We start from the raw sequence: 23,872 nt of genomic DNA on the forward strand, positions 1-23,872 counted from the left end.
GCCTTATAGACATAGTGATACACATGCTTTTTGATGTGTGTAAGTTAAGCGGCTATTATATGTTAAAACTATGGATAACTCATCAATTATCAAAATGAGAATATTTGAGCATAATTAATAGCTGAATCAATCAAAATAAAATGTCTTTATACAGTGGACTGAAAATGGAGAGAAAATTCATTTTTAAATAAATAATATACTAAAAAATGGCTTTAATAGGCGTTTTTGGAGCATATGTTTGACTTTATATATCCATCTATGGTAGAATGCCAACCATGGAGGTAATAGATGACAAATCAATTAATACAGAAAAAGCAAAAAGCAGTGCTTATGCTCACACTGTTACTAGTAGTCTTTGTTACAGTCTCAGGCTTTATGTGGAATCATGGATTCCAAACTACGAAGATAGAAACACGAACAGTAGAAGTGCCAGTAGTGGTACAATATGAACGAGTAGATACTTTACCAAAAGGTGAAGAAAAAGTTTTACAAGAAGGTACAGTAGGACTTGATGAAGTGGAAGAAGAAATTCACTATAAGCAAGGCGATGTGATAGATACAAAAGAATTACAACGTAAAACGATTACTCCAATGCAACCAAAAGTGGTTCAAGTTGGTACTCGAGAAGTAGAAGTCTCACGTTCTTATGATCGTGTGAGAGAAGTTATTACCATGGAAGCTACAGCATACTTGCCAACAGATGGTGGTGGAGATGGTATTACTGCCACAGGTATTCGTGCTCGTCATGGAGTAGTAGCTGTAGATCCTAATGTGATTCCCTTAGGAACACGAGTATATATACCTGGATATGGTGAGGCTATTGCTGCCGATACAGGTGGAGACATTGTTGGGAATCGTATTGATGTAGTGTTAGAAGACTATGGATCTGCCATGCAATTTGGACGACGCACAGTAGATGTGTATATCCTCTCTTCTTAGTCTATGTATCTATGGCGTTTTATTGTAAAAGTCCATAAGGATAGACCGCAATATATCTTATTCATAATGTCATGTTCAGATATTTCTGTATAGTGCAATAAAAGAACACGGCACATTCCTTCGCAAACGGTATTTCATAATGAATTGTCACTTGCAATGATATTCTGTCTTGTGGCAGTTTGTGGATAAATGGATAAAGAGTAGACCGCAATACACCCCCTCAGAAACGGTATTTCATAATGTTTCTTCGGAGGTATATTGCGGTCTTTTGCATGTGCATGTATGAGGATAAAGTACCACAAGACGTTCTACTCGTAACTGCGTTCCTCAGGAGGATAGTTAATGGCTATATTGCAAGTTTTTATTTGTAGTATAGCATACCGTGCTCTTCTGTATGTTTAACATTTAAAAGTAAAACGCCATAGACTACTACGTCTAATTGCGTTCGTCTCGGAGCAGCGTTATTTGGCAATTTTGGGCTATGTGTGGTTTGTTGTTAGCTGTAGTGTGATTTGTTAGAGCATGCCATAGGTTTCGATGTATGGTATAATAATAGAATATTATATTGTGGAGGAGCTTATGTTAAAACAGGTCTTGGTGGTTGAGGGAAAATCAGATATTCAACGGGTGCAACAAGCCTTAGAGGTGGAGTGTATTGCTACGGAAGGGTTTAATTTGCGTAAGCCTGTGCTCAGTCGGATTAAGGATGCCTATGAAAAGAGAGGGATCATTATTCTGACGGACCCAGATTATGCAGGTGAACGGATTCGTCGTTTTTTGACGAAGCGATTCCCTTTGGCTCAGCATGCCTTTGTACCACGTGAAGAAGCCTATGCCAATGATGATATTGGGATTGAGCAGGCAAGCCCTGAATCCATCCGTAAGGCCTTAGAAGTGCTTCACATAGAATCTATGGAATCTTCAGAGTTGTTTACGATGCAAGATTTAGTACAACATGATTTGAGTGGAGGCCCTAGCAGTGCTGCTATGAGGGCTCGTATAGGTGCTAAGCTGGGTATAGGCTATGGGAATGGGAAGCAGTTTTTGTATCGATTAAATCATTACGGTATTAGCCGTGAAGCCTTTTTGAAGGCACTTTCAGAAGAAGAAATACAGTAGGAGAATACATGATAGAATCAGTCATTGCAAGTCCAGAGGTTGTACATTATATATGTAAACGTTTTGGCATTCAAATGAGTAAAAAATTAGGGCAAAACTTTTTGATTAAGCGCACTGTGGTGGATAAGATTGTGCAGGCTGCGGAATTAGAAGTAGGCGATGCAGTGTTAGAGGTAGGTCCTGGGATTGGTACCTTAACACAAGGTTTGGCACAAAGTGGGGCTAATGTTACCTCTGTAGAGCTAGATAGACGTTTGTTAGAGGTCTTAGACACGACCTTAGAGGCATACGATAATGTACGCATCATTCATGGGGATGTTTTAAAAGTCAATATCCCAGAATTAATGGATCATAAACCGTTCAAGGTAGTAGCGAATTTACCATACTATATTACGACACCAATTATTATGTCTTTACTGGAATCTAAATTACCTATTGAACGATTAGTGGTAATGGTGCAAAAAGAAGTGGCAGAGCGTATGATTGCTAAGCCAGGTACAAAAATGTATGGCGCTTTATCGGTGGCGGTGCAGTATTATACAGACCCATATATTGTCATGGATGTGCCACCTAAAGCGTTTTTGCCGGCGCCTGAGGTGACTAGTGCCGTGATTTGTTGTCCATTGCGCAGTGAACCACCTGTGAAAGTCCATAGTGAAGCGTATTTCTTCCGTGCTGTGAAAGCAGGCTTTGCACAACGGCGTAAGACGTTCAGCAACACAATGAAGACCACTGGACTGAACAAAGAAGCCATCGAAGCTATTTTGGCAAAAGCTAATATTGATGGATCACGTCGTGGAGAGACATTTACATTAGATGAATTTGCTCTCATCGGCAATGCTTGGTATGAATTGGAGCAAAAGAATACATAAGTACAATATTAAAAAAGGATTCCACAACAGAGGTTGTAGAATCCTTTTTCGTTTAGGGTAGTATATGGGAGAATTGATTAAATCAATTTTGCCATAAATGTGATTAAGAATGCGTTAGTAAAGTCGATGAGGAAGGCACCTACTAAGGATACGACTAACCATGCTTTTGGAGATGGACCGTATTTAGAAGCCAAGGACAACATGTTTACTAAAGCATTTGGTGTAGCGCCTAAGCCGAAACCAATAGCACCAGCACCTAACATAACGGAATCGTAGTTGCGTTTGAACAACCAGTAGATTAAGTATGCAAAGATAGTAATCAACACCATTTGTGCTGCTAAAATTGCCATTAAAGGTAATGCTAGATCAACTAATTGTGCTAATTTCAAGCTGTTGATTGCCATCGTAACGAAGATACTCAAGGAAACATTAGAAACAGCATCTAGTGCAGCACTGTTGATTGTAATATGACCAGTGAAGTCAGCATAATTTCGGATACATGCACCGACGATCATTGCCCCGATGTAAGCTGGTAATGGACCAAATACGGAAGATAGAAGGGCACTCACAAGTGTACCGAGACCAAGAGAAATACCTACGAAAGCAATGACATGCATCAAGGAATGTAAGTCGAATAATTTACTTTCACTATCGGATTCATTAATATCAATACCGTCAGCTTCTAATAATTCAGGATGATCCACTGGAGTAGGGACATTGTGCATTTTGATGATGCGGTCACCTACAGGAGCACCTAATAATGTGCCAGCCACCATACCGAAGGTAGCGGCTGCTATAGCAGCGGAAGCCACGCCAGGGATACCTGTTAATTCTTCAAAGTGAGGACCGAAGGCACCTGCTGTACCAAGACCACCCATCATAGAAACGGAACCAGCCATAATACCAAAGATTGGCTCAATACCCATTGCTTTCGCAATTAAGATGCCAGCGCCATTTTGGAAGACAATCCAGATAGTACACACAATCCAGAAGAAGATAATAGCGACGCCACCTTTTTTAAGTACGTTTAGACTTGCCATAAGACCGATAGTGGTAAAGAAAGCCAACATTAAGAATGATTGTAAAGCACCATCGAAGGTAATGTTTACGATTTTATAATAGGATAAGAATGCACATAAGAATGCAAATGGTAAACCACCTACGGCTGGTGCAGGCATGCTCACACGCTGTAAGAATGGAGAATGTTTTTTGATAAATTCCCCTAAATACAATGTGACAATAGCTAATGCCACCGTTTGAATCATGGACAGTTTTAATGTCCAGATTCCATTGACTAGACTCAAGTCGATAAGACCTTTCATAGTACAACCCCCTTTGGAATAAGAAGCACATTAGATAAAACTTATGCCTTTATCATAGCATGAAATAGGGGGCTTCGTCATAGTGATTTTTGGCACTATAGTGCTTTGTATGCGCTCTTTTCATAGATTGTAAATGTAATAGAAAATAGATTAATTGTAAACAATGACAATATAAATTCTATAGAATGTAGAGAAATAAGTAGATAGTGGCTTATAGATAATAATGCATGATGTATACATGCTAGCATTATAATGCAAAAAAATCATAAAACTAATGCAAAAAAAGTATAATAATAAAAGGAAATATGATGAATAATTCTATTACTATATGTCAAATTTATGAAAAATAACTGATAAATTTAGCGAACTGTGGTACTATAATAAAGATAGATTTACATCGCTATTTTAATTTTTATGTATTAAGTAAAGTTACTGACACGTGAGGTTAATGTGAAACGAATTATTGTAGGTATACTAGGGCTAATTGTGGTCATCGGTATATATTTAGGAATACAGTATCAGCGATCTTGGGATTACAAAGCTGTAGGTGTACCAGTTTTAAATTATCATCGAATCGATACAGGTATACGTCACTCCTTGGTGGTTCCCCCAGAAGAGTTTAAGAAACAAATGCAATATCTCCATGATGAGGGATATCATACAATTACTATGGATGAGTTATATGATTACATGACAAAGGGAACGGAATTACCTGATAAACCAGTTCTCATTACATTTGATGATGGCTATATTGACAACTATAAGTATGCATTCCCTATTTTAAAAGAATACAATATGAAAGCTACCTTGTTTATGATTACTAGTGCATTTGGTGAAAGTCGCTTTGTCAATGTAGAACAGTTGAAAGAAATGCAAGCTAATGGAATCGATATCCAAAGCCATACGGTGAATCATAAAGACTTGCGAAATATGTCCCTAGACCAAGCACATGATGAATTGATTAGCTCGAAAGCGGTGTTAGAAGATCGTATGAAGCACCCTGTTCGTTACATTGCGTATCCAGGTGGGTTTTCCAATAAAGATATAGATAGGATGGCAGAAGAAAGTGGGTATCGTATGGCTTTTACAGTACAAGCAGGGAATGTAGAGCCAGGACAGAATCTATTTAATTTGCCACGACAAGCTGTATTCTTCAATGACACACCATTTCAAAACTTTTGGGTTCGCCTTCATTATCCATGGGAAAATGCTTTTATGTGGCGTATTCATGATAAATTGTTAGAATGGAATTTAAAAGGATTAGCAGATTTGGAACCGTTATTTTAGAGTCTTTCCAGATACTGAAATGACACACAACTAGCAAGAATACATAATATATAACACATATATGGATCAAATTAAAACCGCCTAGATGATACGAGATAGTATCGCCTAGGCGGTTTTTACGTTTACTATACATGGGGTGAACCAATAAGAACAACCACATCGATAGGAATACGATTTTAGTTGTATTCGCACTTATGCTTCTATTTTAGGGGTATGTAAGAAGGTAACATCTGGATTACGCTCTACAACCCAACCCATTTGCCATTCATTGGAGATAAGAACGACGAGACGACCACGGTTATCTTTTACGATCATGGCATTGTCCATACCTTTTAAGCTGTTTACATCTACTTCACCATCGATCCAACGAGCTACGCCATATGGTAAGGAGTTGTTCACAAGATCAACGCCGTATTCGTGTTTCAAGCGATATTGTAATACTTCAAATTGAAGCATACCTACAGCACCTACTACGAAAGAATCCATGGAGTAGAGGGGTTCAAAGATTTGTACAGCCCCTTCTTGCGCTAATTGAGTCATACCTTTTAAGAATTGTTTCCGTTTCATAGAATCTTTTGGTGTCACACGAGCAAAAAATTCTGGAGGGAACACAGGGAAGTCACTGAATGTCACTTTGTGATTGGATGCACATAAGCTATCACCTACACCCATAGTACCTGCATCGAAGACACCAATGATGTCCCCTGGATAGGCTTCATCAATGATAGTACGCTCTGTGGCTAAGAATTGCTGTGGTTGAGATAAGCGTAAGGTTTTACCAGATTGTTGGTGAAGTACATTCATGCCTTTTTCAAACTTACCAGAACAAATGCGCATGAATACAATGCGGTCATGATGGTTCGGATTCATGTTGGCTTGGATCTTAAAGACAAAGGCAGAGAAATCTTCAGACGTAGGTTCTACCGTTTCCTCACGGGCTACACGTGGGGCTGGCATAGGAGCTAACTCCAAGAATTTTTCAAGGAATGGTTTAACCCCAAAGTTTGTCATCGCAGAACCGAAGAACATAGGTGTTAATTCACCAGCTTTTACTTTGTCTAAATCAAAAGCATCACCAGCCACGTCGAGAAGTTCAATGTCATCGATTAAGGATTGATGCACCTCTTCCCCTAATAGCTCACGGAATGCTGGGTCGTGCACATCGCCTTTGGTGGAAGCTAGCTTTTTTTGACCATGGGATTCGTCTTTTTCAAATAATTCTACAGTATTCGTTTCCCGGTCATATACCCCTTGATACTCGCCGTTGATGCCCACAGGCCAGTTCATAGGAACCGCACGAATGCCAAGAGAGTTTTCAATTTCTTCCATCAAGTCAAATGGATTGCGTCCGAAATGGTCAATCTTGTTGACGAAGGTAAAAATAGGAATGCCACGTTCTTTACAAACGGCGAATAGTTTTTTCGTCTGCGCTTCCACACCTTTTGCCACGTCGATCAACATGACAGCGCTATCTGCTGCCATTAAGGTGCGGTAGGTATCTTCAGAGAAGTCTTGGTGACCAGGCGTATCTAGGATGTTCACACGATGACCATCGTAATCGAATTGCAATACAGAACTCGTCACAGAGATACCACGTTGCTTTTCAATTTCCATCCAGTCAGATACGGCATATTTTTGTGTTTTTCTAGATTTAACAGACCCTGCCAAGTGGATAGCACCACCGTATAGCAAAAGCTTTTCCGTCAATGTTGTTTTACCCGCATCTGGGTGAGAAATGATGGCGAACGTACGGCGCCGAGTTACTTCTTCTAAAAATGTCATAATTCACCTCTATAAATACATGTGTATGTTATATACTTTCATATCTTTAAAATTATATACTATTTGAACCCTCCCTGTATAGGATATGATACTGAAAGTTGAAAAACGGCAGATATGGTTATGAATAAGATAAGTCATAGGTTTATAAAATTCCGTGCAAAAGTAGCACTGATAGGAAATTTTAGAGGAGTATGAAAGATAGCGAGAGAAGTATGAGGTTAGAAAGTATTGTGGTTTAAAATGAGAGCTCCTACATTATCAGTATTATATGATCTGAGTAATGGGGGAGTAAAATTTTTCTAAATGGAAGTTAAGAAATGGAGGTCTGTTTAATTATTTAGCTCATTCGTAGTATAATGAAAGTTAATGTAGAGAAGATTTATTATAAAATAATGTAATACATAAATAGTAGCTAGTAATGGATAGGAAAAGGGAGCATATGCGTTTATTTATTGCGGAAAAACCTAGTGTAGGGCGTGAATTGAGCCAAGTGTTACCGAACCCACAGAGTGCTAAACGTCATGATGGGTATATCGTACAAGGTGACGATGTGATTACTTGGGCCTTTGGTCATATGCTAGAACAAGTAGAGCCAGGTGAGTATGATGAGAAATATAAATTTTGGAGATTTGAATCTTTGCCAATTTTGCCCACCTCTTGGAAATTAAAAGTTAAATCATCTAGTGCTAAGCAGTTTAAGGTTATTAGTGGTTTAATCAAAAAAGCGACGACCATCGTAAATGCAGGTGACCCGGATAGAGAGGGGCAATTGTTGATAGACGAAATGCTCGATTATTTGGGGAACACCAAACCAGTAGAGCGTATTCTACTGAATGCGTTAGACGAAAAATCTATGCGTTACGCTTTAGAGCATATGCAGGATAATAAGAAATACCAACCTTTAAAAGATTCTGCCTTAGCACGATCCCGTGCGGATTGGTTGATGGGAATGAATTTATCTCGGGCCTATACGTTAGAGCAACAGCATTTAGGAAACAAAGTGACCTTTCCGATTGGTCGTGTGAAAACACCAACTTTGGCACTGGTGGTACGGAGAGAACGTGAGCTACAAAACTTTGTGCCTGTAGAATATTACGTGTTGCAAGTACAATATGGTCATGAAAAGGGAGATTTTTGGGCCACTTGGAAACCGAAAGATACGCAGCAAGGATTGGACCCTGATGGGCATATGCTGGATCAGACTATTCTTAATGACTTGCGTGACCGTTTGATGCAATCACCAGAAGGTACAGTTTCTTTAGTGGAAAAGAAAAAGAAAAAGGAAGGACAACGGCTGCCTTTTTCCTTATCATCACTACAAATTGTGGCTGGTAAGCTATATAACTATACGCCACAGGAAGTATTGGACTTCGCACAGAAACTATATGAGAAGAAATATGCATCGTATCCCCGTTCAGACTGTGAATATTTGCCAGTGAACCAACTTTCAGATGGAAAAGCAATCCTTTCGAATTTGGTCAATATGGGACATAAGGAATTAGCTGCATGGGCAAAGGATAGTAATCCTACTATTAAAAGCAGGGCCTGGAATGATAGTAAGGTTACGGCCCATCATGCCATTATTCCGACCACTGTACGTTGCCCACTGCATACCTTATCTAAAGGGGAGCAAAATATTTACTTTCTCATTGCGCAAGCCTATATTGCACAATTTTACCCAGAGCATGTATATGAGCATACTCGTATCGAAGTGACGCACCAAGAGGAACTGTTTACCACAACGGGACGTGTCGTTATCGATTTGGGATGGAAAGCATTATATAAAAAGGTAAAATCCACGGAAGAATCGGAAGAAAATCAAGAGGATGAAGAAAAGTCCTTGCCCCCTGTACGTAAAGGGGATGCTGTAACAGCGAAGGATAGCAAGGTGGACCAACGGAAAACAAAGCCGCCAAGCCGTTTTACTTCTGCAACCTTGGTGCAGGCAATGAAGGAAATTCACAAATATGTAAAAGATGAAGAGTTAAAGAAACAATTAAAAGATGTGTCAGGTATTGGCACAGAAGCCACGCGAGCTACGATTATTGAAGATTTAATCCACAATAAGAAAAACCCTTTCCTTAAAGAAGAAGGAAAAAAGAAAACTTTAATTCCTACAGAGTCTGCCTATACCTTGGTAGATGCACTGCCAGATTCCTTGCTGTACCCTGATGCGACGGCACAGTGGGAAGAACGCTTAGCAAAAATGAGCGAAGGAACTGAACGGATTGATGTGTTTTTAGAAGACCAAACAAAATTCGTTGTACAACTGATTGAGGATGTAAAACAACGGGTAGGAAATACAGCTAAGACAGCTATGCCTAAGTCGTTGACAGGTGGCAAGAGAACGGGATCGAACCGGACCCCTTCCATAGCGCAACAAACAGGACGATCTTGTCCAAAGTGTAAAACAGGGGAGTTGCTCCTACGGAAAGGAAAGTTTGGAGAGTTTTATGGATGTTCTGGGTTCCCAACATGCAAATACACGGAAAATGTATTATCACCAAAGGAAAATGTATCAGGAGCTAGGGAATCAAGAGTTACCGAGGGAAACACATCATCAACGGCTAAAGTGTCGATGCCACAAGGACCTAGGGAAGAGATAATGCCTCCGATATCATTGTTGGATGGAAAAATATTGGATGATACTCATAAGGAATACATATGCCCACGATGTAAAAAGGGATACCTTATACAGTATGAATCACAACCTGAACCAGTTTGGAAATGTAGCGAAGGTCAAGCTTGTAGAACTACTTGTGCCGATGTAGAGGGGAAGCCTGCTATTTATGCGAATCGGAAGTAAGCACAGGTATTCGGCATAGTGGGGGTGTCAATAACAGGGGAGCCTTTTTGCTGATTAGAATATAAAAATAGAGGAAAGTTGATGCTTTTGGTTCAACTTTCCTCTATTTTATATGTGGGCTATTTTGTTACCGTCCCTTGTATTGGGGCTGTTTGGTTATAGCCTTTTTTGTAATATACTGTTAAGCAACGGACACCTCTCTTAGAAGAACCGTCTGCCGGTACTAGAAACTTATCGTTTACCTCGACCACGATTGCTAGAGCCACTAGATTTTGTACGGCGTACCCGTGTGTTGGCCCCTTTATGACCACGAGCTTTGTGAGCTTTTGCTTTCGTCGCTTGGTAGGTACTTTTAATTTTAGGTTTCTTGCTAGCAGTTTCCTTCTTAGGCGCTAAGCCAGAACCTTTTGTTTTCACCTGTCCATCCTTGGTGTATTTTGTCAAAGTAGCTTGGATGGATCGTTCGATGCGGCGTACCCAAATTTCTTCAGCTGGCGTAGCAAAGGTTACGGCAATACCAGTGGAGCCAGCACGACCAGTACGGCCGATGCGATGGATGTAATAATCCATGTCGTGCGGTACATCAAAGTTGTATACGTGGCTAACACCTTCAATATCGATACCACGAGCGGCAATGTCGGTAGCTACTAAAATAGGGGGATTGCCTTTAGCAAATTCTTTCAAGACTTGCGTACGACGGCCCTGTGTCATATCTCCATGAATTTCACCAAGCTCTACACCTTTGCGAGCTAAATCGTAGGAGAGTTTAATGGCTCCCTCTTTGGTGTTACAGAATACGATAGCTAGATATGGATTGTCTGCCTCCAGCATCGCCACAAGACGGTTTACTTTGTCTTGCTCTTCCATCATGTATACTTTTTGTTCAATCGTATCGAGGGTAATATTTTCCCCTTGGACAGTGACGGACGTCGGTTTTTGCATATAGGCTTTTGCCAAATTACGAATCTTGTCAGGGATGGTGGCAGAGAACATTAATAGTTGACGTTTACCGTTAGTGCCACTAATAAGCTTTTCTATATCTGGTAAGAATCCCATATGAAGCATTTGGTCCGCTTCGTCCAACACAACACGGCGGATGGAGTTCAAGTGTAACGTACCACGATTGACGTGATCCAGCAAACGGCCAGGTGTACCGATGATGACATGAGGACGGCGACCTAGCTTTTGCAATTGGCCTTCGATCGTTCTGCCTCCAATCAGGGGTAATACGTCTACTCCTAAGATAGCGCCTAAGTGACGTGCTTCCTCTGCAATTTGTTGGATTAACTCACGTGTAGGGGCGATGATAAGGGCTTGCTCCTGTTGCACATCTACGTGGATGCGTTGCAATAGTGGTAACAAGAATGCCAGCGTTTTGCCTGTCCCTGTTTGGGCTTTGGCGATTACATCTTGTCCTTTGAAGATGAGGGGAATCGATTTTTCTTGGATCGGCGTTGGTTCTTTCACGCCCACCTTTTGTAATGCTTGTATCAGTTCAGGCACGATGCCTAAGGATTGAAATGATTTCATAATGTATCTCCGTTTCTAAATGACTTAATAGTATTATTATATCATATTTCTAGCTAGGTGGACCTGTGAAAGTTCTTTCACATAGTGATGTAATGCCATGGAATAGATGGTTTAGTTGTGAAGGAAAGGGTATTAGCTCCAAATAGGTATTCTTTATAAGTATTTATAGAATCATTTTTAGTTATAGATAATGAGAAATATATACCTTACATATCATTATTAATTAAAAAGAAAAAATTGAGAATAATAAAAAGGCATGATTAATATACTCTTGATAAATAGATTGTTTGCACAAAATACACTTGATAAAAATAGATTTATAATTTCACAAAACGATAAAAATAAAACGAGATTCATTATTGATAATATTTTATAATGTGCTATAATATAAGTATTACTCATATAATTATATATGATAGGTTTGGTTGTTATGTTTTGTATGTAGGAGGTGTACTATGGTTAAGAAATTATCCGAGATGAAGCCCGGTGAAGTTGGTACTGTTGTAGCTATCAATGGATTTGGCAACATTAAGCATCGCTTGGTGGACATGGGTGTTGTACCAGGAACGGCTGTGCGCGTTATGAAGTATGCGCCATTAGCAGACCCAGTGGAAATCAAAGTGAAAAACTTCGAATTATCACTACGCGTAAGTGAAGCACAAATGATCGATATTGAAGTCTAATAAGGAGAATTGCTAAGATGGCAGACAACACACATACCAAGATTCAGGTTGCTTTAGCGGGTAACCCTAACTGTGGTAAAACAAGTATTTTTAACAATATGACGGGATCCCGTCAACACGTAGGTAACTACGCAGGTGTTACAGTAGAGAAAAAAGTTGGGGAAGCGAAAATTGATGGTCATGACATTGAAATCATCGACTTACCAGGTACGTACTCCTTAACAGCACGTTCTCTCGATGAATTGGCAGCACGTAACGTTATCATCAATGAAAATCCAGAATTGATTGCCAATGTAGTGGATGCGTCCAATCTAGAGCGTAACCTATACTTAACAGCGCAATTAATTGAATTAGAACAACCATTGCTACTTGTTTTAAACATGGTAGACGTGGCAAAAGAAATGGGTTTACAGTTCAATAATAAAAAATTAGAAGAATTAACAGGTTCCACAGTAGTAGAAACTATCGGCCGTGTTAATAAAGGTACAGAAGACGCCCTACGTGGCATTGTGAAAGTATCTAAAGAACGCAAAATCCCTAATGTTCGCGTTAACTATGGCGAAGTATTAGAGCCAGCTATCGCAGAATTAGAAGCAGAAGTAGCGAAACTTGACACTGGTCGTTATCCACATCGCTGGGTAGCTATCAAATTGTTAGAACAAGATACAGATATCTTAGAAAAAGTACAAGAGTTAGACAAATCTGGTGCGGTGGTAAGCAAAGCAGAAGCATTGCGCGCAGAATTAAACAAATCTGTTGACATGGATATTGTGTTCCCAGAATATCGTCACCGTTTTGCAGTAGACGTATTCAATAACGTACTAGAAGTAGTGCCTAAACATAAAGATACTAAATCTGACAACATCGACAAAATCTTAACGAACCGTTGGTTGGGGCTTCCAATCTTTTTGCTCATTATGTGGGTAATGTTCTACTTAGTTATTACTTTAGCAGAAACGCCTCAACATTGGATTGAAGATGGCTTCAAGATGTTAACTGATTATCTTGGAGCAAATATAGAAGATGAATTGTTAAAATCATTGATTAATGACGGTATCATCGGTGGTGTAGGGGCTGTTATTAGCTTTATCCCTAATATCGTTCTATTATTCGTATGTATTTCCTTCTTAGAAGATACTGGGTACATGGCTCGTGCGGCGTTCGTAATCGACCGCGTGATGCGTGGCGTAGGGTTACATGGTAAATCTTTTATCCCTATGTTATTGGGCTTTGGTTGTAACGTACCATCCATCATGGGTGCTCGTATCCTTGATAACCCAAGAGACCGTATGATTACGATTTTAGTATCTCCATTCATGAGTTGTAGTGCTCGTTTGCCAGTATATACATTATTAGCAGCAGCATTTTTCCCTCCACAATATGCACCAACGATCTTATTGGGTATCTATGCATTGGGTATCATAGTAGCCGTTGTAACTGCAAAAGTACTACGTACATATGTATTTAAAGGTGAAGCAGAACCATTCGTAATGGAAATGCCTCCATACCATATGCCAACACTTCGTTCCGTAGGCATTCATATGTGGGAACGTTCCGTAATGTACCTTAAAAAAGCAGGTACATTCATCTTGGCAGCATCCGTATTGATTTGGTTCTTAACATCCTTCCCACAAGATGTAGAATACTCTCAAGACTATGATGCAGCGAAAGCAGAAGTAACAGCTATGCATGAGCAAAAAGCTGATTCTATTCTTGATGAAGCACAATTAGCAAATGACGAAGACAAAGATAAAGTCTCTGCTATTTATGATCAAATGCTTGCCTTAGATGAAGAGCATAAAGATGATCCAAAAGATGAGGAAGAAGCGACAGCAGAAGAAACTACACAAGATGGAGCAGAAGCTACTGATGAAAAAGAAGAAGTAGAAGAACCTGCCTACTTCGAAGAATTAAAAGCTGACGAATTATACCCTGTAGCGTGGAACTTGTATGTAAACCATAAAGCAGAAGAAGATGAAATTAAAGAATTAGATCTTCAACAAGGTAAAGAAAAAATTGAACAATCTTATGCGGCACAAATTGGTCATTTCATTGAACCGGTAACGGAACCACTTGGATTTAACTGGCGTGTTAATATCGCAGTAGTTGCGGCAGTAGCAGCAAAAGAAGTAATGATTAGTACATTAGGTACGATCTATGCGATCGAGGCTAGTGAAGACGATTCTACATCATTACAAGAATTTCTAACTAATGACCCAGACTTCACACCATCTATCGGCTTAGGCTTGATGGTATTCGCCTTATTATACTTACCATGTTTAGCAACTATGGCTGTATTAAAACGTGAAACTGACTCTTGGAAATGGTTTGGTGCTGTGTTTGCCTATACTAGTACATTGGCTTGGGTGGGCGCGTATATTGCAGTTCACTTAGGACGTGCTTTAGGATTAGGCTAATCAATAATGATAGTTGGATATGAAATATAGTTTTATTGAGAAATACTTTATTTCAAATAACCTTGTAACTAAGCTGTTTATTGTTGATGAAAAAATATTTTCAATTGCTGCTTGAAAATGAGAAAGGAATGGTGTATACTATGAGTAGTGGTATTATTGTTTATGCAATTGGTCTAGTAGCAGTTATCTATGTAGCATACAGAGTATATAAAAGTGCAACACATGACGGTGGCGGATGCGGCTGTGGTGGCTCTAAAGACTCTGGATCTGGTTGTGGTGGTTGTGGTTGCGGTGGCGGCCACGAAGCTGAAGAACATAAATAACTATATACCATGAGTTTGGTAAGAGGGGACTCGGTAACACGGGGCCCTCTTATCTTTACAATTTTTAATTGTATTATATTATCATGTATTAATGTGACGGAGATCACAGAAAGGAACTAACAATGTTCAACGTAAAAAAAGAAACTTTAAGAGACGCTAATGTATTCGCAGCTGGTTTAGCTTTAGGCACAGTAGGTTTGAAAGTATTAACTTCTAAAGATGCGCGCAAAGTATACGCTAATGTAGTTGCAGCTGGCCTTCGTGCAAAAGACAGCATCTTAAAAACAACTGAAAAATTACAAGCTTCCACAGACAGCATCTTGGCTGAAGCACAAGAAATCAACGAAACTCGTGACGAAGAAGTGTTAACAGAAGGAAAATAATCCATGATGCAATTTAAAATGTTGCAACGCTTGTCCCGTCGTCTTCATGTACGCATTGAGGGACGTAAGTTTAATGACGCACAGGCTCAATATATCGAAGATACATTGATGGCCTGTGAAGCCATTACCAAAGCGAACTTCTATACGCGTTCTGGTGATATCATCATCCAACATACTGGTGATGAAAGTGCTGTGAAAGCTGCTTTATTCGGATTGCAAGATTTGGATTTAGCCAATGCACCAGCATTGCATGAACTTTCACCTCGCCTTGTAAACAAGCGTTACAAAGAAGAAATGATCGATAAAACATTGCTTTATATCGGTAAAAAAATCGTCTTACCAGCCCCTATTGCAGCAGCATGGTCTTGGTTCGATGGTATCAAGTTCATCGGTACAGCTATTAAAACATTGTGGAAACGCAAATTGACCGTAGAAGTATTAGATGGCGTAGCTATCGGTGCGGCATTGTTGCAAAAAGATTACTCTACAGCGGGCGCTGTGATGTACTTATTAGGCATCGGCGAAATCTTGGAAGAATGGACGTTACGTAAATCCGTGCTTAACCTTGCTGAAAGCATGTCCTTGAACGTAGACAAAGTTTGGGTTCTTGTAGACGGCGTAGAAGTAAGCAAACCAATTGGTGAAGTACAAGTGGGTGACGTAGTTGTAGTTCGTCAAGGTGAAGTGGTGCCATTGGACGGCCAAGTTGTGGATGGCGTAGTTCTTGTGAATGAAAGCTCCATGACTGGGGAACCTGAACCAGTTCGTCGTGATGCCGGTACATCTGTGTATGCAGGTACCGTCGTAGAAGAAGGTCAATGTTCCTTCGAAGTACGTACTACAAGCAAACATACTCGTTTCGAGCAAATCGTAAACTTGATCGAAGAATCTGAACAAATGAAATCCGGTATGGAACAAAAAGCATATCGCATGGCAGATAAATTAGTACCGGTGAGTTTCTTAGGTGCTTTCGCAACCTTTGCCTTAACTCGCAACTTGATGAAAGCCTTATCTTTTGTTATGGTAGACTTCTCCTGCGCATTGAAATTGTCCATTCCGTTGGCAGTATTATCCGCTATGCAAGAAGCATCCAATCGTGGTATCACTGTAAAAGGTGGTAAATTCATGGAACGCATTGCAGAAGCAGATATGATCGTTTTCGATAAAACAGGTACCTTAACTAAAGCAGAACCTGTATTCCAAGAAATCATTCCTTTCAATGGTAATGATGCAGATGACATGTTGACATTAGCAGCTTGCTTGGAAGAGCATTTCCCTCATTCCATGGCGAAAGCAGTAGTGACAGCGGCGCAAGATCATCATTTACCACATAAAGAAATGCACTCCAAAGTAGAATATGTTGTGGCACATGGCATTGCATCCAAAGTGGGTAACCGCAAAGTGCGTATCGGTAGCCATCACTTCATTTTTGAAGATGAAAAAACAACAATTCCAGCTGGAGAAGAAGCTAAATTTGAAAATCTTCCAGAAGGTTGTTCCTATCTATACTTAGCGATTTCTAACGTCCTATCTGCGGTTATTTGTATTAAAGACCCAGTGCGTGAAGAAGCGAAAACTGTTATCCGCGAACTTCATGAGTTAGGTGTGAAGAAAATCGTTATGATGACTGGCGATAGCCGTAAAAATGCAGAACGCGTTGCAGCGGAAATTGGTATTGACGAAGTTCACGCAGAAGTTATGCCAACTGACAAAGCTGATTACGTGCGTAAAGCAAAAGAAGAAGGCTACACAGTGATGATGGTAGGGGACGGCATCAACGACTCCTTGGCGTTATCTGAAGCGCATGTAGGCATTGGTATGAATGAAGGTGCACCAATTGCACAAAAAATTGCCAATGTCACAGTATCCAGTGATAACCTAACTGCTATTGTTGACTTACGTCGTATCTCCATGAAATTAATGGATCGTATTAAAATTAACTATAACTCCATCGTAGGCGTGAATGGTGGCCTTGTAGGGTTGGGTGTATTAGGTGTAATGCCTCCAAGTTCCACTGCATGGATTCACAACTTGTTCACACTAGGTGTGGGTATGTATAGCATGACTCCATTATTGGAAAAACCTAAAACAACAAACGATGACTGCATCGAAGTAGAAGCAGTTGTAGCATAACATATTTATAAAGGCTCTCGTCTTTGACGAGAGCCTAAAATATGGTATACTATAGTTGTAACAACAAGAAGAACCCGATGTGTGTTTGGCGTTAGGTTCATCTTAGAATCAAGCAAAATATGATGACCCTAACGTGTGCAGCGCTAGGGTCGTTATATTACAAACTACTAATTATTTTAGTAACTGTAATACGGCAACTACTAAGGTAAGAAAAGCAATGATTAATTGGATCTTTTCATAATTACGCATAGTATCACCACCTTTCGGTGATAAACCTAACTCACATCGAGTTCTTATAATCAGTATATCATAATTAGCATCCGTAAGGGTGCTTTTTTGTTTGTAAAATTGAAATGCCTATGTATTTATAAGATGGCCGATGTTTGTTATACTATAGGAAGAGATAATTTGTTGTAGAAAGGAAATTATATGTCAACCATACAAGATGTAGTGCAACGCACGATGTATATGAGTATATTTTTTATATTGATTCCTCTAGGGGCCTATACGATTCATACGGGGATGAGCGCCATGGTGGCAGGGGTGAGCTATGCAGTGCTGTCTCTATTCATTCCTATTTTTTACTTGCGTTCTAGTGAAAGTGGCTTTGGTCCTAAGGCTCGCAGAATACCGATTTGTGTATACGTACTAGCTTGGGCATTGGTACAAGGTGGTACCTTCTTGGTGTTTAACAATTTAGATTTATCTTGGTTATGGAATCTATCTACTATCGGTCGTGATGTGGTGTTTGCCATCATCATGTATTGCCAAGTGACCTTGTCCTTAGTATTGGCATTAGCAGGTGGAAAGAATACAGAGGTGTAATATGAGAAGTTATATAAAATTTTACAGTTGGTCCATGCTCTGGATTATTCCGCTAAGCTTAGTATTTAGCTTAGGGCAGTTCGACACATCTAGCATTATTATGTTTGTCATTGCCTCCTTGGGGATTCCTTTGGGTCTGAAAGCGGTGCCAAGACTGGCAGGACAATTTGACTTTCACTTAGGGAAAGGGCATTATACATATTCTTGGCTTTGGTGGAATCTATTCTTTTTCTTTGGCAATGGTGTGTTGCCGTTTACCTTACCAAAAGAGCCAATCTATTTGTTGCTAGTTTGGGTATTGACCATGTTAGTTGTGGTGGCACTCATGATCGGTACGGCGAAACTATTAGATTGTTGGATGGCACGTAAAGAACGTCATTACTTTATCGATACAGTATTGAATATTTCTACCTATGCGTTGCCATTGCCGATGCTATTTTTAGGGGATGTGATGTACCTCAATCTAGAGGATCCTATCATCCAAGCCTCTTTAGATGCACAGGGCTTTGCGGGATTAATCGCAAGCCTATACATCGGTGTCGTGCTCATGATGCTTACCACTATCGGTAGTATGGTATTATATTTATATCCACGGCGCACAGCATTGTGGCCTCGTGTTACTGCTATCGTAGTCATGGCAGTATGGTGGGTGGCAACCAATGCACATATCCTATTCGGTGGATATATTCCAGATATTGTGAAAGTCTGGGCAGGGAAAGCATTGCCAGCTTTCACAGGTAGCCCATTAGTATATATTACACCGTCCATATTTGAAATCTGCGCCATTGCTTTAAGTGTGGCAATTGGATTGGGAATAGAAAAATTATGGCTAAGCAAGAAAGCTTAGAGTGCGTGAAGGGCACAAAACTTAGAAAATAGTATATAATAATATTTAGATATAGAGTGAGAAACAGGATAGGTTATAAACTTATCCTGTTTTTTGTGAATAAAAATAATTTTCTGAAAAACCTAGGGAAGAGCGTCATTTTTTCCTTTTTCAGCATATCTTATGGTATACTAAGAGGGTATAGTTATAGGTCAGTGAAAGGGCTGGAGTATGAAAGAAGATGTACGAATTTTAATCATTAAAATGAGTTCTCTAGGCGATATTATTCATGCCTTACCAACGCTGTATGCGTTGCGTCAACAATATCCGAAGGCGCATATTGCATGGGCCGTTCATGAACAGTTTAAGGATGTTATCCCTCTCAAACCTTGGGTGGATGAAATTATCATCATAGATAAGAAACAATTAAAGCGACTTTCCTATTGGAAACAATTATGGAAGTTACTACATGAAAAAAACTTTGATATTTCCTTAGATTTACAATCTATTGCGAAAAGTGCCATTGTGGCTGGTCTTAGTGGTGCGAAGAAACGCTATGCTTATTGGGAACTTCGTGAGGGGAGTTGGCTTGTGAATACAGCGCTAGTAGGTGACCATAAAATGGATCACGTTATCGAGCGCTATTTAGATACGGCTCGTGCCTTGGGCTGTGATGTAGATGACATCGCATTCCCATTGCCGACTTTCACAGAGGCAGAAACTGCGGTGACACAGAAGTTAAATGCTAGAGGGGCTTTCATTGAAAATCCTTATATTGTCATGGCTCCAGGGGCGCGTTGGGCAGTGAAAGAGTGGCCTATTTCTCATTTTGTGGAGCTTGGGAAGCGATTGGTGGCAGCAGGTGAGACGGTGGTGCTCATTGGTGCTAAAGAGGATGTGGACAAAGGTCGTGCCATTGTGGACGGCGTCGGCAGTAACAATGTGGTAAATCTCATTGGTGATACGAACTTGAAAGAACTCATTGAGGTCATTCGTCACAGTGCTTTGTACATCAGTGCCGATACGGGGCCTTTGCATATTGCTAATGCTTTAAAAGTACCATTGATTGCTTTGTTTGGGACTACTTGCCCAGAACGGACAGGTCCTTATGGAGGCGATCATATTCATATTATTGTTTCACCTACATCACGGGCGACCTTAGAGAGACCATTGGTGGAAGATTTGGAATGTATGGCACAGATTACGGTGGACACTGTATTTGATACAGTGAAAGAAATGAGGAATTTATGATAGAGTTAGATGGAAAGCGGATAGTGGTAACCTTCTTGATGCATTTAGGCGATGTGGTGCTGACCACACCGTTTATCCATGCTCTTAGAAAGTTGGCGCCTCACAGCCATATTACCTATGTGATTGATAAAAAGTTGGCAGATGTATATCGTCATAATCCTTATATTGATGCTCTAGTAGAAGTGGATAAAAAGGGCGTCCATAATAGCATTGGCGGGCTGAATCAAATTGCCAAAGAGATTCGCAGTCAAGGGGCTGTGGATGTTGTGATCAACTTGCATCCTAATGAACGGACGTCCTATTTAGCTTGGAAATTGAAAGCTAAGGTAACCACTGGGATGAGTCACTTTTTGTTTCGTCCGTTTATGACGAAGGTAACGCGATTGAACCGTAAAACGGTGCATGCTGCCCAGATGTATATGAATGTGCTAGAGCAGTTAGGATATGCGATAGAACATGAAGGGCTAGAAATCTTTACTAGTCCTGAGTGGGATGAAAAGGTGCAAGCATTTTATGCCTCTCACGGAGTGACGGAAACGGATTGCCTCATTGGGTTCAATATTGGTAGTGCTGTACCAGAAAAGCGTTGGCCCAAGGAACGATTTGCTCATATTGCAGACACCTTAGCAAAAGAAGGATATAAAATAGTATTCTTTGGTGGACCTATGGATGAAGAGATGGTACAGGATGTACTAGATACGATGACGGAACCTGCCATTAAGGGAACGGGGCAATTTAGCATTGGAGAATTGGCCTCAGCCATGAAACGATGTGATTGTTTGATCACAAATGACTCAGGTCCTATGCATGTAGGAGTGAGCCAAGGAGTACCGATTGTAGCGCTCTATGGACCATCGAATCCAGCCTTGTATGGGCCTTTCACAGAGAAGGCTGTAGTCTTAGAATCTATGGAAGATTACGATGTGAATAAAAACATGAAACAGGTTTTAAAAGAGGGCAACTACAAAGGTTTGTCTGTTATTTCTGAGGAATCTGTATTAGCAGGCATACGGACGATGTTAGAGAGAAAGGGTATGAAGTAAGGATGCACTATATTGTATTTGACTTGGAATGGAACCAGCCCTATACATTAGAACCGAATATGATACGGCGCTCAGGATTTCCATTCATTGGTGAAATTATACAAATAGGTGCTGTAAAACTAGATGAAAGTCTGCAAATTGTAGACCAATTTGAAGTATTTATTACTCCTAAATTTCTACCTATTATGCATCATTCGGTGGAGAAGTTGACCCATATTACTATGGATAAATTGCGTAAAGAAGGGGTATCTTTCCGACGTGGGTGCGAAAAGTTTTTACGTTTTGTTGGTCCCGATGGTATATTGGTGTCTTGGGGGCCCGATGATATCAACATGCTGATGGATAATGCATTTTGCCATAAGGTTCATGTACATCAAGAAGTACCTTGGTTTGATGCGCAATCTTTATATGCAAAAACGATGCACGATTGTAGTCAACAATATGCATTGCAAAAAGCGATGGATGAGATGCAAGTGCAAGCGCCGAATTTACAAGCCCATAATGGTCTGCATGATGCCATTTGTACAGCCATGGTATGCCAACGATTTCCATTTTTAGAAGCCTTACAAAAGAAGCGAGATAAACAAGGAAAACAACGGTGTTTTTATGGGCTTTCACGGCATGAACATAAAATATTTGAGTCTATTGTGACCATGCCACGTATATTCCGGCAAAGCAATCGGGCGAAAACTGCGTGCCCTGTTTGTAAGGAGCCTTTGCAGTTAGACCCTATCGTGGGAGTGGTAAAACATCGCTTTTTATCGATGGGATCTTGCAAGGAACATGGCACCTTTGGGGTTCACTGGTATGTAGGAAAATCTATTAGCAAGCATTTAGGAAAACGCTATTATGTTTCCAAAATGGTCACCAATGCACCCAAAGGATTGCGTGAATTATATGCGCGTAAAAAATAAATATTAAAATTTGAAAAGAAAGGAGCTAAGTATGGAACGTAGAAATGCTTGGCATGAATATACAGAAGAACAATTACAAGAGATTGATACTTTAACCATGAAGTATCGCCATTTTCTAGATCATGGTAAAACAGAGCGTGAATGTGTAGACCAAATTGTGGAGGCTGCAGAAGCAGCGGGATATCGCAATATGAACAGTGTTATCAAAGAAGGTGCTACGCTGAAAGCAGGAGATAAGGTCTATTATGTGCACATGAAAAAAGCGGTAGCTATGGTGAACATAGGTACAGAGCCGATTGAACAAGGGATGAATATCTTAGGTGCTCATATTGATTCTCCTCGGTTAGATGTGAAGCAAAATCCATTCTATGTGGATAGTGATTTAGCACTATTAGATACACATTATTATGGGGGTATCAAAAAATACCAATGGGTAACAATGCCGCTAGCTATCCATGGGGTAGTGGTAAAACGCGATGGTGCCGTCATCAATCTTGCCATCGGTGAAAATCCAACAGACCCAGTATTTTGCGTAACAGACTTATTGCCACATTTGGGACAGGAACAAATGGAGAAAAAGGCTGCCAAAGTGGTAGAAGGAGAACAATTGGATCTTCTTATTGGTAGCCGCCCTGTGAAAGGGGAATTAAAAGATGGCGTGAAAGCCTATGTATTGCAAGTACTACAAGAACAATATGACTTTGAAGAAGAAGATTTCTTATCCGCAGAACTTGAAATTGTACCAGCTGGTGCAGCTAGAGAGTTAGGGTTCGACCGTTCTATGATCATCGGCTATGGACAAGATGACCGAGTATGTGCTTATACATCCTTAGTAGCGATGTTAGAAACTGAGAATGTGAGCCGAACTACCTGTACTTTATTGGTAGATAAAGAAGAGATTGGTTCTGTTGGTGCAACAGGTATGCAATCTCGTTTCTTTGAGAACTTCATGGCAGAAGTATTGGAAGCCATGGGTCATACCTCACCATTAGCAGTACGACGAACTTTATCTAATAGCCATATGTTATCTTCCGATGTAAGTGCTGGTTTTGATCCACTCTATGCGGGTGCCTTTGAAAAGAAAAATGCTGCCTTCTTAGGTCGTGGCGTGGTATTTAATAAATTTACCGGTTCTCGTGGTAAAAGTGGCTCCAATGATGCTAATGCAGAATACATGGCTCGTATTCGCCATTTGATGGATCAAGATAATATTTCCTACCAAACAGCTGAATTAGGCCGTGTAGATCTTGGCGGTGGCGGTACGATTGCCTACATCATGGCATTATATGGTATGAATGTGATCGACTGTGGTGTGGCTGTTCTCAGTATGCACTCTCCTTGGGAGGTGACGAGCAAAGCCGATATTTACGAAGCAAAACGTTGTTATTTAGCGTTCTTAGCGGCGAAAGGGGAATAA

At 40.2% G+C, this 23,872-nt stretch carries 19 protein-coding genes; 16 read left to right on the plus strand and 3 right to left on the minus strand.

Translation table 11 applies throughout. The features are described from left to right. The first annotated feature begins 288 nt into the window (after window positions 1–288). From EO119_RS05485 to rsmA, 3 genes are all read left to right on the plus strand, one after another. A complete protein-coding gene (locus EO119_RS05485; protein ID WP_009372246.1) occupies window positions 289–939 on the plus strand; it encodes a G5 and 3D domain-containing protein in 651 nt (216 codons plus the stop codon). Between the two features lie 579 nt (window positions 940–1,518). Then, window positions 1,519–2,058 carry a ribonuclease M5 gene (gene rnmV, locus EO119_RS05490; RefSeq protein WP_009372195.1) on the plus strand — a complete coding sequence of 180 codons (540 nt, stop codon included), beginning with the start codon at window positions 1,519–1,521 and terminating at the stop codon, window positions 2,056–2,058. Between the two features lie 8 nt (window positions 2,059–2,066). Beyond that, window positions 2,067–2,930 (plus strand): 16S rRNA (adenine(1518)-N(6)/adenine(1519)-N(6))-dimethyltransferase RsmA, encoded by an 864-nt coding sequence (gene rsmA, locus EO119_RS05495; protein WP_009372210.1) that lies wholly within the window; start codon window positions 2,067–2,069, stop codon window positions 2,928–2,930. A 77-nt stretch (window positions 2,931–3,007) separates the two neighbouring features. Here the strand turns inward: rsmA and EO119_RS05500 are convergent, their stop codons facing one another. Further along, the gene (locus tag EO119_RS05500; RefSeq protein WP_009372238.1) at window positions 3,008–4,252 is read right to left on the minus strand and encodes a sodium/glutamate symporter; all 1,245 of its coding nucleotides are present in this window, start codon (window positions 4,250–4,252) and stop codon (window positions 3,008–3,010) included. Between the two features lie 450 nt (window positions 4,253–4,702). Here EO119_RS05500 and EO119_RS05505 point away from each other — a divergent pair, with 450 nt between their 5' ends. Next, window positions 4,703–5,539 carry a polysaccharide deacetylase family protein gene (locus EO119_RS05505; RefSeq protein ID WP_126940960.1) on the plus strand — a complete coding sequence of 279 codons (837 nt, stop codon included), beginning with the start codon at window positions 4,703–4,705 and terminating at the stop codon, window positions 5,537–5,539. Window positions 5,540–5,731: 192 nt separating this feature from the next. On the opposite strand, the gene EO119_RS05510 is transcribed toward EO119_RS05505, so the two are convergent. Continuing rightward, entirely contained in the window at window positions 5,732–7,321 is a 1,590-nt protein-coding gene (locus EO119_RS05510) for a peptide chain release factor 3 (RefSeq protein ID WP_062403221.1), read from the minus strand. A gap of 439 nt (window positions 7,322–7,760) precedes the next feature. Between EO119_RS05510 and EO119_RS05515 the strand changes: the two genes are divergently transcribed. Then, window positions 7,761–10,127, plus strand: a complete 2,367-nt coding sequence (locus EO119_RS05515) for a DNA topoisomerase 3 (protein ID WP_126940961.1) — start codon at window positions 7,761–7,763, stop codon at window positions 10,125–10,127. 231 nt (window positions 10,128–10,358) lie between these two features. Here EO119_RS05515 and EO119_RS05520 read toward each other — a convergent pair whose 3' ends face one another. Then, window positions 10,359–11,657: a DEAD/DEAH box helicase gene (locus EO119_RS05520; RefSeq protein ID WP_126940962.1), complete on the minus strand. Its 1,299-nt coding sequence runs from the start codon at window positions 11,655–11,657 to the stop codon at window positions 10,359–10,361. A 455-nt stretch (window positions 11,658–12,112) separates the two neighbouring features. Here EO119_RS05520 and EO119_RS05525 point away from each other — a divergent pair, with 455 nt between their 5' ends. The 11 genes from EO119_RS05525 to EO119_RS05575 all read left to right on the plus strand — a co-directional run bounded on the left by EO119_RS05525 (window position 12,113) and on the right by EO119_RS05575 (window position 23,872). Next, a complete protein-coding gene (locus tag EO119_RS05525) occupies window positions 12,113–12,340 on the plus strand; it encodes a FeoA family protein (protein WP_126940963.1) in 228 nt (75 codons plus the stop codon). A 17-nt stretch (window positions 12,341–12,357) separates the two neighbouring features. Beyond that, entirely contained in the window at window positions 12,358–14,757 is a 2,400-nt protein-coding gene (feoB, locus tag EO119_RS05530) for a ferrous iron transport protein B (protein ID WP_126940964.1), read from the plus strand. Window positions 14,758–14,897: 140 nt separating this feature from the next. Continuing rightward, window positions 14,898–15,080 (plus strand): FeoB-associated Cys-rich membrane protein, encoded by a 183-nt coding sequence (locus EO119_RS08165; RefSeq protein ID WP_206168795.1) that lies wholly within the window; start codon window positions 14,898–14,900, stop codon window positions 15,078–15,080. 122 nt (window positions 15,081–15,202) lie between these two features. Further along, window positions 15,203–15,463 (plus strand): DUF6110 family protein, encoded by a 261-nt coding sequence (locus tag EO119_RS05540; RefSeq protein ID WP_126938499.1) that lies wholly within the window; start codon window positions 15,203–15,205, stop codon window positions 15,461–15,463. Between the two features lie 3 nt (window positions 15,464–15,466). Next, window positions 15,467–17,596 (plus strand): heavy metal translocating P-type ATPase, encoded by a 2,130-nt coding sequence (locus tag EO119_RS05545; protein WP_126940965.1) that lies wholly within the window; start codon window positions 15,467–15,469, stop codon window positions 17,594–17,596. A gap of 429 nt (window positions 17,597–18,025) precedes the next feature. Further along, a complete protein-coding gene (locus EO119_RS05550; RefSeq protein ID WP_126940966.1) occupies window positions 18,026–18,421 on the plus strand; it encodes a hypothetical protein in 396 nt (131 codons plus the stop codon). A 1-nt stretch (window position 18,422) separates the two neighbouring features. Then, a complete protein-coding gene (locus EO119_RS05555) occupies window positions 18,423–19,268 on the plus strand; it encodes a hypothetical protein (RefSeq protein ID WP_126940967.1) in 846 nt (281 codons plus the stop codon). A gap of 210 nt (window positions 19,269–19,478) precedes the next feature. Next, on the plus strand, window positions 19,479–20,498 hold the full coding sequence (waaF, locus tag EO119_RS05560; protein ID WP_126940968.1) for a lipopolysaccharide heptosyltransferase II: 1,020 nt from the start codon (window positions 19,479–19,481) through the stop codon (window positions 20,496–20,498). Next, on the plus strand, window positions 20,498–21,541 hold the full coding sequence (locus EO119_RS05565; protein ID WP_126940978.1) for a glycosyltransferase family 9 protein: 1,044 nt from the start codon (window positions 20,498–20,500) through the stop codon (window positions 21,539–21,541). Before waaF ends, EO119_RS05565 begins: the two co-directional genes overlap by 1 nt. A 2-nt stretch (window positions 21,542–21,543) precedes the next feature. After that, window positions 21,544–22,455: a 3'-5' exonuclease gene (locus EO119_RS05570; RefSeq protein ID WP_126940969.1), complete on the plus strand. Its 912-nt coding sequence runs from the start codon at window positions 21,544–21,546 to the stop codon at window positions 22,453–22,455. Between the two features lie 31 nt (window positions 22,456–22,486). Then, complete coding sequence (locus EO119_RS05575) at window positions 22,487–23,872, plus strand: aminopeptidase (RefSeq protein WP_126940970.1); 1,386 nt, start codon at window positions 22,487–22,489, stop codon at window positions 23,870–23,872.

It is taken from the genome of Veillonella sp. CNR 79/14, from assembly GCF_003992185.1.
Taxonomy (GTDB): Bacteria; Bacillota; Negativicutes; order Veillonellales; family Veillonellaceae; genus F0422.

Excerpts from the sequence above, each read along its gene's own strand:
- EO119_RS05525 (WP_126940963.1), top strand. The coding sequence starts at position 12,113 with ATGGTTAAGAAATTATCCGAGATGAAGCCCGGTGAAGTTGGTACTGTT.
- rnmV (WP_009372195.1), top strand. The coding sequence starts at position 1,519 with ATGTTAAAACAGGTCTTGGTGGTTGAGGGAAAATCAGATATTCAACGG.
- EO119_RS05515 (WP_126940961.1), top strand. The coding sequence starts at position 7,761 with ATGCGTTTATTTATTGCGGAAAAACCTAGTGTAGGGCGTGAATTGAGC.
- EO119_RS05485 (WP_009372246.1), top strand. The coding sequence starts at position 289 with ATGACAAATCAATTAATACAGAAAAAGCAAAAAGCAGTGCTTATGCTC.
- EO119_RS05545 (WP_126940965.1), top strand. The coding sequence starts at position 15,467 with ATGATGCAATTTAAAATGTTGCAACGCTTGTCCCGTCGTCTTCATGTA.
- EO119_RS05550 (WP_126940966.1), top strand. The coding sequence starts at position 18,026 with ATGTCAACCATACAAGATGTAGTGCAACGCACGATGTATATGAGTATA.
- EO119_RS05570 (WP_126940969.1), top strand. The coding sequence starts at position 21,544 with ATGCACTATATTGTATTTGACTTGGAATGGAACCAGCCCTATACATTA.
- waaF (WP_126940968.1), top strand. The coding sequence starts at position 19,479 with ATGAAAGAAGATGTACGAATTTTAATCATTAAAATGAGTTCTCTAGGC.
- feoB (WP_126940964.1), top strand. The coding sequence starts at position 12,358 with ATGGCAGACAACACACATACCAAGATTCAGGTTGCTTTAGCGGGTAAC.
- EO119_RS05510 (WP_062403221.1), bottom strand. The coding sequence starts at position 7,321 with ATGACATTTTTAGAAGAAGTAACTCGGCGCCGTACGTTCGCCATCATT.
- EO119_RS05540 (WP_126938499.1), top strand. The coding sequence starts at position 15,203 with ATGTTCAACGTAAAAAAAGAAACTTTAAGAGACGCTAATGTATTCGCA.
- EO119_RS05555 (WP_126940967.1), top strand. The coding sequence starts at position 18,423 with ATGAGAAGTTATATAAAATTTTACAGTTGGTCCATGCTCTGGATTATT.
- EO119_RS05500 (WP_009372238.1), bottom strand. The coding sequence starts at position 4,252 with ATGAAAGGTCTTATCGACTTGAGTCTAGTCAATGGAATCTGGACATTA.
- EO119_RS05520 (WP_126940962.1), bottom strand. The coding sequence starts at position 11,657 with ATGAAATCATTTCAATCCTTAGGCATCGTGCCTGAACTGATACAAGCA.
- rsmA (WP_009372210.1), top strand. The coding sequence starts at position 2,067 with ATGATAGAATCAGTCATTGCAAGTCCAGAGGTTGTACATTATATATGT.
- EO119_RS08165 (WP_206168795.1), top strand. The coding sequence starts at position 14,898 with ATGAGTAGTGGTATTATTGTTTATGCAATTGGTCTAGTAGCAGTTATC.
- EO119_RS05575 (WP_126940970.1), top strand. The coding sequence starts at position 22,487 with ATGGAACGTAGAAATGCTTGGCATGAATATACAGAAGAACAATTACAA.